This is a genomic window from Pseudoduganella sp. SL102, assembly GCF_027856995.1.
In the GTDB taxonomy this organism is placed as follows: Bacteria; Pseudomonadota; Gammaproteobacteria; order Burkholderiales; family Burkholderiaceae_D; genus Rugamonas; species Rugamonas albidiflava.
Map to the genome: position 1 here is coordinate 6,441,023 of NZ_CP115554.1, position 13,803 is coordinate 6,454,825.

Below are 13,803 nucleotides of genomic sequence, written 5' to 3' on the forward strand. Positions count from 1 at the left end.
CTGTCCAGCTTCCCGCTGGCACCTCGGCCGCGGCATCGAAAAATAGTGCCGCCGCGTGCGGCGCGCACGCAACAAATCCCCGCACGCACCGCAAGACTTCCCTATAATTGCCCTACGGCACCAATAGCATGTGCCGGCCGGCCCCGCCCAGCCCTCGCGCCGCCGGATCCTGACCGCCCTCCTCCTCGCGGTCGTCGACTCCCAAACGGATAACCATGAACCTGAAGAATATGAAAGTCGGCACGCGGCTGGCCCTTGGCTATGCAATCGTGCTGGTCCTGCTGCTGATCATCGTCGGCGCGGGCGTGATGAAAATGCGCGAAATGCAGGAGCGCATCCAGAACATCACCGAATTCAACAATACGCAGATCCGGCAGCTCAATACGGCGCAGGACAGCGTGGCGGACCGCATGATCGCGCTGCGTAATCTTGCACTGCTGACCGACGAGAACGCCATGCGGCTCGAGGCCGAGCGCCTGCGCAAGCAGGAGGCACTCTACGCGGAAGAGATGGGTAAAGTGACCAAGAGCCTGGAAGATCCCAGCACGGATCCGAAGGAAAAGTCGCTGATGGCAACGATCGTGGAGCAGGACCGGATCGCCAGGCCATTGATGGCGGAAACGGAAAAGCTGGGCCTGGCCAACCAGGCTGCGGAGACTACCAGCATGCTGATGGACAAGGTCCGCCCGGTCCAGAGAGTCTGGATGAATACGATCGATGAGCTGATCACGCTGGAAGAAGGCTTGAACGAGGAAGAAGCGAACGAGGCCAAGGACGCCTACCACACGGCCGTCCGGCTGATGCTGATCCTCGCCGTGGTCGCGCTGGTCGTCGGCATCACCGCCGCCGTGCTCATTACGCGCACGCTGCTCAAGCAGCTGGGCGGCGAGCCAACCGAAGCGGCGGCCGTCCTTGCCCGCATCGCCGACGGCGACCTGACCGTGGACGTGCCCGTCAAGGCCGGCGACACCGCCAGCATGATGTTCGCGATGCGCACCATGCGCGACAAGCTGGCCGCCATCGTCGCCGAGGTGCGCACCGGTACCGACACGATCGCCACTGCCGCCGCCGAAGTCTCGGCCGGCAACCAGGACCTGTCGTCGCGCACCGAAGAACAGGCCAGCTCGCTGGAAGAAACCGCGTCGTCGATGGAAGAACTGACGTCGACCGTGCGCCAGAACGCCGAGAATGCCCAGCAGGCCAGCGCCATGGCCGCCTCGGCCTCCAGCGTCGCGGCACAGGGTGGCAGCGTGGTGGCCCAGGTGGTCGACACGATGGGCGCGATCGATGCGTCGGCCAAGAAGATCGTCGACATCATCTCCGTCATCGACGGCATCGCCTTCCAGACCAATATCCTGGCGCTGAACGCGGCCGTCGAGGCGGCGCGTGCCGGCGAGCAGGGCCGCGGCTTTGCCGTCGTGGCCGGCGAAGTGCGCAACCTGGCGCACCGTTCCGCCAGCGCCGCCAAGGAAATCAAGGCGCTGATCGACGACTCGGTGGAAAAGGTCGGCGTGGGCACCCAGCTGGTCGGCCAGGCCGGCGCCACCATGAACGAAGTGGTGGGCAGCGTGCAGCGCGTGACGGACATCATGGCGGAAATCTCTTCCGCCAGCCGCGAGCAAAGCAGCGGCATCGACCAGGTCAACGTGGCGATCACGCAGATGGATGAAGTGACGCAGCAGAACGCCGCGCTGGTCGAGGAAGCCAGCGCCGCTTCCGAAGCCATGCAGGAACAGGCCCGCAGGCTGGCCGAACTGGTGGGCACGTTCACGCTGGCGCAAGGTACCGCTCCGGCGCCGGCCACACGGAAAGCGATCGCGCCATCCGCTCCCGCAAAGCAGGTTGCGAAGGTGGCTGCAAAGCCCGCCGCGCTGCCGTCCGCCGCCGGGCGCCCTGCCGTGGCCAAGGCCGCTCCGGTCAGCCGCAAGGCCCCGGTGACCGCCGGTTCCGAGTCGGACTGGGAAGAGTTCTAAGCCGCGCGCATGGCCGTGCGACTACAGCATGGCTGTAGTCGCAAGCTTCCTTTACCATACGTTCCCATCGAAACAGGGGGACGCATGGATCATCCACACCGCAGCCGCGCGCTGCGCCTCGCCGTCGCCGCGGCACTCATGTCATCGGGTGCCGCAGTCGCAGCTTCCACATCCGCAGCTTCCACATCCGGCGCTGCTTCATCCGCCGCCCTCTGCGACGGCGACGCTTTCCAGACCGTCCTCTTCACCGCCGCGGCCAGCATGGCCAATGCCGACGCGCGTGCCGCGTGGATCGACCGGCGCACGCTGGCCTGGCCCGGCGCCCGCACCGATGCGCGCACCCGGCTGTACCACGCTGCAAACGCATCGCTGACGGCGCCGCGCGGCGGCAAGGTCGGCGGCGCCGATGGCTTCCTGCCACTCGCGGCCACGCCTGCCGCGCTGCCGGAACGCCTGCGCTACCTGGGTGATGGCCCCGTGTTCGCGCTGCGCGAGGCGGACGTGGCGCGTATTGGTGACGGGTATGCCGGCCTGCATCGGCAACAACTTCTGCTGGTCAGCGAGGCGGCAGATGGCACCGTGCTCGATGCCACGCGGGTGCAGGTGGCCGGCGCGCTGGACGACCTGTATGCGGCTGCCGAAGCGGTACCCGACCTGGGGGCGACGCCGCGCGCGAACGGCACCACCTTCAAGCTGTGGGCGCCGACCGCGCGGCGGGTTGCCGTCTGCACGTACGACGCGGGGACCGGACCGTCGCGCGCCGCCACGCCGCTGCGCTTCGACCCGCGCACGGGCGTGTGGTCCGCCACGCTGGCCGGCAACCTCGACGGCAAGTACTACCGCTACGCCGTGGACGTTTATGTACCTGGGCCCGTGCCGGGCGCCGGCATCGTGCGCAACCTCGTCACCGATCCCTATTCCGTCAGCCTCACCACCGATTCGCGGCGCAGCTACATCGCCGACCTCGCCTCGCCGCGCCTGAAACCCGCCGGATGGGACCAGGATGCGCCACCCGCCAAGGTGCGGGCGCAGCCGGACATGTCGATCTACGAACTGCACGTGCGCGATTTCTCGATCGGCGACGCGACCGTGAGCGCGGCGAACCGCGGCAAGTACACGGCATTCCTGGAATCCGGCTCGGACGGCATGCGGCACCTGCGCGCCCTGTCGCAGGCCGGGCTGACCGACGTGCACCTGCTGCCGGTGTACGACATCGGCAGCATTCCCGAGAAGGCTTGCGTCGCGCCGGCGCCGACCGGCGCGCCGGACAGCGACGCCCAGCAAAAGCTGATCGGCGCCAGCAAGCTGGCGGACTGCTACAACTGGGGCTACGACCCGTATCACTACAGCGCGCCGGAAGGCAGCTACAGCACCGATCCGGCCGATGGCGCGCGCCGCATCGTCGAGTTCCGGCAAATGGTGCAGGCGCTGCACCGCGCCGGCCTGCGCGTGGGCATGGACGTTGTCTACAACCACACCTATACCGCCGGCCAGGACGAGAAGTCGGTGCTGGACCGCGTGGTGCCCGGCTACTATCACCGCCTCGACGCGAAAGGCGCGATCGAGCGCTCGACCTGCTGCGAGAACACGGCGACCGAGCACCGCATGATGGGCAAGCTGATGGTCGACTCGAGCGTGCTGTGGACGCGGGCTTACCACATCGATTCTTTCCGTTTCGACCTGATGGGCCACCAGCCGCGCAGTGTGATGGAAACGCTGCAGCGGCGCGTGAACGCCGCGGCGGGCCGGCACGTGAACCTGATCGGCGAAGGGTGGAATTTCGGCGAAGTGGCCGATGGCAGGCGCTTCGTGCAGGCATCGCAACTGTCGCTGAACGGCAGCGGCATCGGCACCTTCAGCGACCGTGGCCGCGATGCGGTGCGCGGCGGCGGTGCCGGCGACGCGGGGCACGACATGCTGGCGCGCCAGGGGTATGTGAACGGCCTGGTGTACGATCCGAACGGCGCCGCGGAACATGCCCCCGCCGAGTTGCTGAAGGCCGCGGACCTGGTCAGGGTGGGCCTGGCCGGTACCCTGCGCGGCTACCCGCTGCAGACGCACACGGGCGAAGTCCGCGAACTGCAGCGCATCGACTACGGCGGCCAGCCGGCCGGCTATGCGAGCGAACCGGGCGAAGTGGTCAACTACGTGGAGAACCACGACAACCAGACGCTGTACGACCTGAACGTGCTGCGCCTGCCGGCATCGACCTCCACCTCTGATCGCGCCCGCGTGCAGGTGCTGGCGGGTGCGATCAATGCCTTCAGCCAGGGCGTGGCGTACTTCCACGCGGGCTTCGACATCCTGCGCTCCAAGTCGCTGGACCGCAACAGCTTCGAATCGGGCGACTGGTTCAACCGGCTGGACTGGACCTACCGCGACAATTATTTCGGCACCGGTCTGCCGCCGGCCGCCGACAACGGCAAGGACTACCCGCTGTTCCAGCCGCTGCTGGCCAATCCCGCATTCAAGCCGGCACCCGCCGACATCGCCTTCACGCGCGACGCGTTCCGCGACCTGCTGAAGATCCGCGCCAGCAGCACGCTGTTCCGGCTGCGCACCGCGGCCGACGTCACGCAGCGGCTGCGCTTCTACAATACCGGCCCGGCCCAGGTGCCGACCGTGATCGCCGGCAGGCTCGATGGCGCCGGCTACGACGGTGCCGGCTTCCAGGCCGTGCTGTACCTGCTGAACGTCGACAAGGTGGCCCGGTCGATCGACGTGCCGCAGGAAGCCGGCCGCAGCTGGAAGCTGCACCCCGTCCATACCGCCCCCGACGCCGCCGACCGGCGCGCCGGCGAAGCCCGCTACGACCCCGCCACCGGCCGGTTCACCATCCCGCCACGCACCGCTGTCGTCTTCGTGGAATAAAAGCCACAAGAACCGTTACCAAGGACTTGGGGACAGTCCCCCTGAGAGGGACACTCCCCACGCTTCTTACAACAAAAGTGTGGCGCCATTGCCAAAAGCACCCAACATCGGCCATCAGGTGCCCAACGCCCGCAAAAAAAATCGGGGACAGTCCCCCTGGGAGGGACAGTCCCCATGTTATTTACAACAAAAGAGTTGCCTGAAACCGGGGTCAGACTGAGATGTCCCGGGTTACGTAGACGCTTCAATTAAGCATCTGATGCTGTTTTTCGATTTCGATCGGGCTGCGGTACCCCAGCGTTTGATGGGGCCGCCGCAGATTGTAGTACAGCTCGATGTAGTCGGATATTTGAGTGATCGCTTCGGCCCGTGTCGTAAAGATGATGTGGCGGGTTTTTTCGTTCTTCACTGTGGAGAAAAAGCTCTCCGCCACAGCGTTGTCATGACAGTTTCCACGTCGGCTCATACTTGGGATTAAGTCGTTCGTCTCGAGCACGTTCCGATACTCCTTTGAGCCATAAACTGAGCCTTGATCGGTATGGCATATTAGTCCTGGTGCCGGCCGGCGCTGCACGATCGCCATCTGGAGCGCGGCAATCGGCAGCATTGCATCTTGACGAGGGCTCATGGCCCAGCCAACGATCCGGCGAGCAAACAGGTCAAGAACAATGGCCAGATGTAGCCAGCCTTCGCGGGTGTGGATGGTAGTGATGTCACTGACCCATGCCTTGTTCGGTAAGGGCACGGTGAAAACTCGGTCGAGCAAGTTAGGGGCCGGTGGCTCTGTGTGCTGATGGGCACGCATGACGCGAAACTTTGCCTTGCGCAGTGCCTCAATGCCCTCAAGTTTGCGTAATCGCGCAACGCGATGCTTGCCACACTCTACGCCATCGCTGTTCAGTTGGTGCCACGTCTTCACCGCTCCCAAAGCCTGGTGACTCGAGTCGTGCAGGCACCGAATTTTCTCACGTAGTGAGAGATCCTCCTGGCTACGTCGGCTAGGTGGCCGGCGGCGCCAGGCATAAAAGCCGCTGCGACTAATCTCCAGCACGCGGCACAGCGCTTTCACAGGGAAGTGATTGCGGAGTTCTTCAATGGCGGCGTACTTCACTGCTTCTGTCGCTTCAAGTACGCGTCGAACTTTTTTAGGATGGCCAGCTCCTCCTGGGCGCGAGCCAACTGATGCTTTAATTGCACGATCTCACTTTCTTCACTCGCCGGCTTACGCCCTCGCGAACTGAAGCTGGCCTCCGGCCCCTTTTGCTCTAGGGCCTTGGCCCATTTATAGAGCTGATTGCGCCTGACGCCCAGCTCCAGTGCCAGCGCTTCCGCCGTCTGTTTGCCATCGTTAAGACGAGCAACAGCGGCAAGCTTGAATTGTTTGGTGTAAACAGAACGACGCTGCCGTTCGGCGGCAGCATCTTCAGATGGGGATTTTTCTGGCTTGGTTGTCATAGATTCCTCTGAGACGTATTGTCTCTTGTTTAGGATGTCCACGAAACCCGGTACACCTCAGACCCCGCTTTCAGGAAATTATTCAGCGGGCGGCTTCGAGCAGTACGGTGCTGAACTTGCCGCCGGTGCGCACGGTGCCGTTGGTGACGGTGTAGGTGACGCCGGCATAGGCGTCGCGTACCTTGCTGCCGTTGGCGAAGATGCCGCCGACCTTGATCGCGACGGGCTTGCCGACCGGGACGTCCAGCGCCACCACGACCTTGTCGCTCATGCCGGTGCCGGCATAGGTGCGCGAGAAGGTATAGGGCGCGTCGGCCAGCCTGGCATGCGCACCGGCGCCGATCGACACGTGGGCGCGCCGGAACTGCCCCAGCTTCGCCCAGTGCGCGCGCACGTCGGCGACACGGTAGCCTTCGCGCTGCGCGTTGTTCGACAAATCGTCCCAGTTCATCATCGAGCGCAGTTTCGCGTCGCCGACGGCTTCGGCGATGTCGAGCCGGCGCGCGGTCTCGTCGCCGTAGTAGATCTGCGCGGCGCCCGGCGCCAGCAGCAGCTTGCTGGCCGATTCGAACGGTTTCGCGCGCGCCGCGTCGAACGGGTTGCCATCGTCGTGCGAATCGAGATAGTTCAGTACCGACTTGCCCCGCAGCGGGCCGCGCAGCTGCGCATCGAACTTCGCGAACACGCTTTCGTAGCCGCCCTTGGCATCGTTCGGCAGGCTGAAGTTGATCAGGCTGTCGAAGCCGTTGGCGTAGAAGTCGGTCCTGACACCGCCGCCCATGTCGAACTCGCGGCCGTGACCGATCGAATAGTTGTACACCTCGGCCACGGTGAAGAACTTGCCGTCGCCCAGCACCTTGCCGGGATTGGCCTTCTTCCATTCATCGTGCGCCGCTTCCGTCACCGTGCGCAGCTCTTTCCACACGCCCGCTTCGGTATGCTTGACGGTGTCGGCACGGTAGCCGTCCAGGCCGTACTTGCGGACCCAGTCGGCGTGCCACTTCATCAGGTAATAGCGCGGCGCGCGCGGGTAGCCGGTGCGCGCGAAGAAGTCATCGAGCTCCTTCACCTCGCGCTCGTAGCGCCCTTCCTTCTTCCATTTCTCGGCCAGCGCCGGCGGCAGCGCCACCGGCGTATCGCTTTCGGTGCGCACGTCCGGCAGGTTCGCCACCAGCGTGCACGAGATGGTGGTCGGCGCGTCCTTGTGGGCGCAGGTGGGCGACGTGCGCACCCAGTCCGCCGGCCACACGGGATCGGCCTCCGTGACCGGGCCGGTGTGGTTCATCACCACGTCGAGCAGCACGCGGATGCCGCGCGCATGGGCCGCGTCGACGAAGTCGCGGAAGTCCTGCTCGGTGCCCAGGTTGGCGTCGATGGCGGTGAAGTCGCTCGCCCAGTAGCCATGGAAGCCGTAGGACTTGCCGGTACCTTCATCGGTGCCGGCATGGATCTGCTCCACCGGCGGCGTGAGCCAGATCGCATTGACGCCGAGGCTGTCGAAATACCCTTCCTTGACCTTGGCGGTCAAGCCTTTCAGGTCGCCGCCCAGGTAGCCCCGCAGCGGCGCGGCATCGGCCTTGCGGCCGTATGCCAGGTCGTTCGACCGGTCGCCGTTGGCGAAGCGGTCGGTGAGCAGGAAGTAGACGGTCGCGTTCTCCCACATGAACGGCATTGGTTTTGGCGGCGCCGCCAGTGCGGACGTGCCGGAGGCGGCCAACAGGATGGACAATGCGATGGATGTGAGCTTCATGCGACCTTTCGAGGGTGGGTTAAGTGATCACGGTAGGATTGCTGCGCCCCGTGTTGTAGGCGATGCTGGCCACGCTGTCGGCGATGGCGATCAGCGCCGCCAGGGCCTGCTGGGTGGGAATGTGGTGCTGCTCGGGATCGGCCTCGTAGCGCTCCAGGTAGACGCGCAGCGTGGCCCCTTCGGTACCCGTGCCCGACAGCCGGTAGACGATGCGCGAGCCGTCCGTCATCACGATGCGGATACCCTGCTGCGTGGCTTTCGCGCCGTCGACCGGATCGGTGTACTCGAAATCGTCGGCGAAATCGACCGTGTAGTGGTTCATCTCCACGCCCTTCAGGGCCGCCAGCTTCACGCGCAGGTCGTCCATCAGCACCTTGGCGGCGTGCGCGTCGATGCCTTCGTAGTCATGGCGCGAATAATAGTTGCGGCCGAAGCGCTGCCAGTGTTCCTCGACGATCTGCTGCACGGACTGGCCCTTCACGGCCAGCAGGTTCAGCCAGAACAGCACGGCCCACACGCCATCCTTCTCGCGCACGTGGTTCGAGCCGGTACCGTAGCTTTCCTCGCCGCACAGCGTGGCCAGGCCGGCGTCCAGCAGCGTGCCGAAGTACTTCCAGCCGGTCGGCGTTTCATAGCAGGGGATACCCAGCGCCGCGGCCACGCGGTCCGCCGCGCTCGAGGTAGGCATCGATCGGGCGATGCCGGCGATGCCGCCGCGGTAGCCGGGCGCCACCTGCGCATTGGCCGCCAGGATCGCCAGCGAATCGGATGGCGTGACGTCGAACTTGCGGCCGACGATCATGTTGCGGTCCGCGTCGCCATCGGAGGCGGCGCCGAAATCGGGCGCATCGTCGCGCGCCATCAGCTCGATCAGTTCCGCCGCGTTGACGGGATTGGGGTCCGGGTGCCCGCCGCCGAAATCCTCGCGCGGCACGCAGTTGATCACGGTACCTTCGGGCGCGCCCAGGCGGCCTTCGATGATGGCCTTGGCATAGGGGCCTCCCACCGCATGCATCGCATCGAAGCGCATCGTGAAGCCGCTGGCGAACAGCTTGCGGATCGCGTCGAAATCGAACAGCTGTTCCATCAGCTCCGCGTAGTCGTCGACCGGGTCGATCACTTCGACCTGCATCTGCTCCAGGTAGGAACGGCCGCCGTGGTCGATGTCCAGGTCGGGCGCGTCGCTGATGCGGTACGAGGCGATCGTGGTGGTGCGCTGGTAGATCGCATCGGTCACCGCTTCCGGTGCCGGGCCGCCATTGCCGATGTCGTACTTGATGCCGAAGTCGCCATCCGGCCCGCCGGGATTGTGGCTGGCCGACAGGATGATGCCGCCCATCGCCTCGTACTTGCGAATGACGCACGACACCGCCGGCGTGGACAGGATGCCGCCGCGCCCTACCAGCACGCGCGCCACGCCGTTGGCCGCGGCCATCTTGAGGATGGTCTGGATCGCCGCGCGATTGTGGAAGCGGCCATCGCCGCCGAGCACCAGCGTCTTGCCGGCCAGGTCGCCGAGCGTATCGAATACGCACTGCACGAAGTTCTCGAGATAATGCGCTTGCTGGAATACGCCGACCTTCTTGCGCAGGCCGGAAGTGCCCGGCCGCTGGCCGGCGACGGGCGTGGTTTGAATCGTCTGAATTGCCATGTTTGCTCCGCTGTGGTGTTACCTGAAGATTAACATCCCAGCCTACCGCGATCCAGTGCGCAATGGCGCGCGGCTCATGGCCGATCGCACCGTTTTCAGGTTGACGCCCACAGGTGGACGCCCGCAGGCTGGCGCCTGCAGGTCGACCCTTACTTCTGGCGCCGCACGTTATCGGTCACGAACACGGTCAGCACGGCGGCCACCAGCAATGAGGCGCCGCCCAGCACCAGCGTCTTGGCCGCATGGCCATCGAACATGTGGCGGATCACGAACCCCAGCACGACACCGGCGATGATCTGCGGGATCACCACGAAGAAATTGAAGAGGCCCATGTAGTAGCCCATCCGCTTGGCCGGCAGCGAGCCGGCCAGGATCGCGTACGGCATCGTCAGGATGCTGGCCCAGGCCAGGCCCACGCCGATCATCGGCAGCATCAGCATCTGCTTGTCGTGGATCTGGAACACGCTGGCCAGCGACACGCCGCCGATGGCGAGGCAGGCCATGTGCACCGCCTTGCGGCTGGTGAGGCGGGCCAGCACCGGCAGGATGAACGCGGCCAGCGCGGCGACACCCGAGTACACGGCGAACATGATGCCGACCCAGTTGCCGGCGGCCTGGTAGGCGGCCGAGCCGGCATCGGTGGTGCCGAACACGTTCTCGGCCACCGAGGCGGTGGTGTAGATCCACATCGTGTACAGGCCGACCCACGTGAAGAACGACACGTACGCCAGCTGCACCATGGTCTTCGGCATGCGGCCGAAGCCGCCGAGGATCTCGGCCAGCGCATGGCCCAGGCCCTTGGCCGCACTGCGCTCGCGCTGGAACTCTTCCATGTCCTCGGGCGGCAGCTCGTCGGCCGTGAACACGGTCCACAGCACGGCCAGCAGGTACACCGTGCCGCCGGCGTAGAACGCATAGCGGACCGAATCCGGAATGGCGCCGGCGGGGGCCACGTTGCTGACGCCGAGGTAGTCGGTGAAGATGGTGGGCAGCAGCGAGGCGATGACAGCGCCGCAGCCGATGAAGAACGTCTGCATCGCGAAGCCGGCGGTCTGCTGTGACGCATCGAGCTTGTCGCCGACGAAGGCGCGGAACGGCTCCATCGATACGTTGATCGCCGCATCCATCATCCACAGCACGATGGCCGCCATCCACAGCGCCTGCGAATTCGGCATCAGGAACAGCGCCAGCGACGCGAACACGGCGCCCAGGAAGAAGAACGGCCTGCGTCGCCCCCATTTCGGGTGCCAGGTATTGTCGGACAGGTAGCCGATGATGGGCTGCACCAGCAGGCCGGTGGCCGGCGCCGCCAGCCAGAGCAGCGGCAGTTCATCGGGGTTCGCGCCCAGCGTGGAAAAGATCCGGCTGGTATTGGCATTCTGCAGCGCGAAGCCGAACTGGATGCCGAAAAAGCCGAAGCTCATGTTCCATAGCTGCCAGAACGACAGCCGGGGCTTGGTGGAAGAAGGTTGCATCCAGGGTCTCCGATGTTATGCGCTATCCTATTTGTAGCAAAATAACATGACCGGAAAACCCCGTCAATGGAGGAACGGCGGGTGAAAGTGCCGAATTCCAGTGCTTTTGTAGTCAAACAACAGAAAAATTAGGGACGGACCCTGTTTTCTGAGAAATTTCCTCAAAAACAGGGTCCGTCCCCATTTTTTGCTGGTTCGGTGGCTTTACAGCTGTACCGAGACCTTGGCCGCCAGCTTCGCGCGGGCCGGCAGCACGGCCTTCGCCACCCGCGTCTTCGCATCCCACGTGAATGCCAGCGCGCGCCCGTCGAGCAGCACGCGCTTTGGTTTGGCGATGCCGTGCACGTGCAGCGTGTAAGCGCGCACTACCGGCGCCGCGGCGCTGCCAGCCTCGGTGGCGATGCCGATATCGAGCGAGCCGGCCTGCACGGCGGCGCTGAAGCGGGCGATCTCGTACTTGCCCTTGCGGTAGGCATCGGCGGTCGCGCCATCGTCGTCGTACAGCATGCCGGTGGATGCCGTCACCGCCGCGTCGTGCCAGTAGTGCAGGTCGATGCTGCGGCCGCTGTAGTCGCGGGTCGACTGCACCACCGGCGCCATCGGCACGAATGCCCCTGCGCGCACGTAGACGGGAATGCGTTCCGCCGTCACGGGCACCGTTTCGAGGATGCCGCCACGGTGGCGCTCACCCGTATGGAAATCGAACCACGTACTGCCCTTGGTCGGGAAATACACTTCCTTGCGCTGCGCGCCCGGCTCGGTCACCGGCGCGACCAGGAAGCTGCCGCCCCACAGGTAGGTCGAAGCGAGCGTGCCCGCGTCGTTCAGCGTATCTTCGAACAGCACGGGGCGCATCAGCGGCATGCCGGTGGTGCTGTTCTCGAACGCCATCGTGTAGTGGTACGGCAGCAGCGCATAGCGCAGCCGGATCGCCTCGGCCGCCAGCTGTTTGGCACGCGGCGCGCGGTACACCGGTTCTGCCGGCACCTCTTCCTGCGCGTGCGGCCGGAACACGGGCTGGAACACGCCGTACTGCAGCCAGCGCACGTACAGCTCGTCGTCCAGCACCGGACCGGCGAAGCCGCCCAGGTCCGAGTGCATGTAGCCCAGGCCCTGCATGCCCATCTGCAGGGCGATCTCCATCTGCGACTGCAGTCCGCCCCAGCTGCGCGACACGTCGCCCGACCAGGGAATCATGCCGAAGCGCTGCGAGCCCGAATAGCCGGCCCGCATCAGGATGAACGGGCGCTCCTCCGGGAAGTCCTTCGCATAGCCCTCGGCGATCAGCCGCGCCCAGTCGTGGCCATAGATATTGTGCACCTGGTCCGCCGAGCCGGTGGCATGCTGCAGGGGCGCCGGGTGCAGCTCCGGTTCGCCGAGGTCGCCCCACCAGCCGGCCACGCCCTGCTCCTTCAAGCCCTTGTAGATCTTCCAGAACCAGTCCTTGCCCTGCGGGCTGAAGATGTCGACCAGGCCGGTGTTCCCGAAGAAGAAATCGTACGTATAGGGTTTGCCTTCCTTCGTGGTGGCCAGCGCCTTCGCATCCACCGCTTCCTGCCAGCGGCCCGATGTCGTCAGCACGAACGGCTCGGTGATCACCACCGTGTTCACTCCCTTCGCCTTCAGGTCGCGCAGCATGCGCCGGGGGTCGGGGAAATGCTCCTTGTCCCACGCCAGGTTACCCATCGTGCCCTGGACTTCCTTGCCGAACCAGTACAGGTCCAGCACCACCGCGTCGAGGGGAATCTTCTCGTCGATGAAGCGGTCGACCACGGCGCGCACCTCCTTCTCGTCGTGGTAGCCGAAGCGGCTGGCGAAATTGCCGAAGGCCCAGCGCGGCGGCAGCGGCTGGCGCCCCGTCAGGCTGGTATAGCCGGCCATCACCCCGGCCCAGTCGTCGCCGGCGACCACCTGGTAAGTCTTGCGGCCGCCGATCGTCTCGTAGGTCAGCGTGCCATCCCGGCGGCTGTCGAAATCGAGCCAGCCGGCCTGCGGGTTATCGAAGTGCAGCGCGTACTTCTTCGACGACAGCGCCACGGGAATCGTGAAGTTCAGCAGTTCCGAGCGGTTGCCGTAGCCATAGTGCGCCTTGTTGTACAGCTGGAAGCGGTTGCCGCGGCGGTTCATGCCCACGGCGCGCGCGCCGGCGCCGTACAGCGCCTCGTCGGCATCGAGCGCGAACTCCAGCGCGTCGGCGCCGTTCTTCTTGGTGTAGCCCAGCTTCTCCGCCACCAGCGGCTGGCCCTTGTAGCTGTAGGCGATGCGCAGCGGCCGGCGCTCGATGGTGACCGTGATGCCCGCCGTCGCATACTGGATGCGGCCATCGGCCTCCTTCACCGTTGCCGGCACGCCCGCCGGCGGCAGCACCACGGCGTGCGAGCGCGCATCGAACCGTTCGCCGTTCGGGATGAAAGTGGTCTCGACGATCGCCGCCGAATATGCCCTGATCCGGTAGCTGCCGTCGTTGGTGGCGATGTGCAGCACGCCATCTTTCTCGCTCCAGTTTTCCACGTGCCGCGCGGCGTTCTGCGCAACGGCGAATTGACTGGCGAAGGTAAGTGCGAGCGCAGCGGTCGTGATGATTTTCATGGGGGCCGATGGGAGTTGGAGAAGAGCCGAGAGCATGAC

Annotated in this window: 8 protein-coding genes; 2 read left to right on the top strand and 6 right to left on the bottom strand. The window is 65.4% G+C overall.

All coding sequences use genetic code 11. The features are described from left to right. Positions 1-215: 215 nt before the first annotated feature. Both OU994_RS27330 and OU994_RS27335 read left to right on the top strand, forming a co-directional pair. Complete coding sequence (locus tag OU994_RS27330; RefSeq protein ID WP_281608465.1) at positions 216-1,973, top strand: methyl-accepting chemotaxis protein; 1,758 nt, start codon at positions 216-218, stop codon at positions 1,971-1,973. An 84-nt stretch (positions 1,974-2,057) separates the two neighbouring features. Then, complete coding sequence (locus OU994_RS27335; RefSeq protein WP_281608466.1) at positions 2,058-4,844, top strand: alpha-1,6-glucosidase domain-containing protein; 2,787 nt, start codon at positions 2,058-2,060, stop codon at positions 4,842-4,844. A gap of 244 nt (positions 4,845-5,088) precedes the next feature. On the opposite strand, the gene OU994_RS27340 is transcribed toward OU994_RS27335, so the two are convergent. The 6 genes from OU994_RS27340 to OU994_RS27365 all read right to left on the bottom strand — a co-directional run bounded on the left by OU994_RS27340 (position 5,089) and on the right by OU994_RS27365 (position 13,764). Further along, positions 5,089-5,955, bottom strand: coding sequence for an IS3 family transposase (locus OU994_RS27340; RefSeq protein ID WP_281608467.1), 867 nt, complete (start codon positions 5,953-5,955; stop codon positions 5,089-5,091). After that, positions 5,952-6,299 (bottom strand): transposase, encoded by a 348-nt coding sequence (locus tag OU994_RS27345; RefSeq protein ID WP_281608468.1) that lies wholly within the window; start codon positions 6,297-6,299, stop codon positions 5,952-5,954. Before OU994_RS27345 ends, OU994_RS27340 begins: the two co-directional genes overlap by 4 nt. 82 nt (positions 6,300-6,381) lie before the next feature. Then, the gene (locus OU994_RS27350; RefSeq protein WP_281608469.1) at positions 6,382-8,049 is read right to left on the bottom strand and encodes an alpha-amylase family glycosyl hydrolase; all 1,668 of its coding nucleotides are present in this window, start codon (positions 8,047-8,049) and stop codon (positions 6,382-6,384) included. 19 nt (positions 8,050-8,068) lie between these two features. Then, a complete protein-coding gene (locus OU994_RS27355; protein WP_281608470.1) occupies positions 8,069-9,700 on the bottom strand; it encodes an alpha-D-glucose phosphate-specific phosphoglucomutase in 1,632 nt (543 codons plus the stop codon). A 149-nt stretch (positions 9,701-9,849) separates the two neighbouring features. After that, entirely contained in the window at positions 9,850-11,175 is a 1,326-nt protein-coding gene (locus tag OU994_RS27360) for an MFS transporter (RefSeq protein WP_281608471.1), read from the bottom strand. A gap of 204 nt (positions 11,176-11,379) precedes the next feature. Further along, positions 11,380-13,764: a TIM-barrel domain-containing protein gene (locus OU994_RS27365; protein WP_281608472.1), complete on the bottom strand. Its 2,385-nt coding sequence runs from the start codon at positions 13,762-13,764 to the stop codon at positions 11,380-11,382. Positions 13,765-13,803 lie beyond the last annotated feature (39 nt).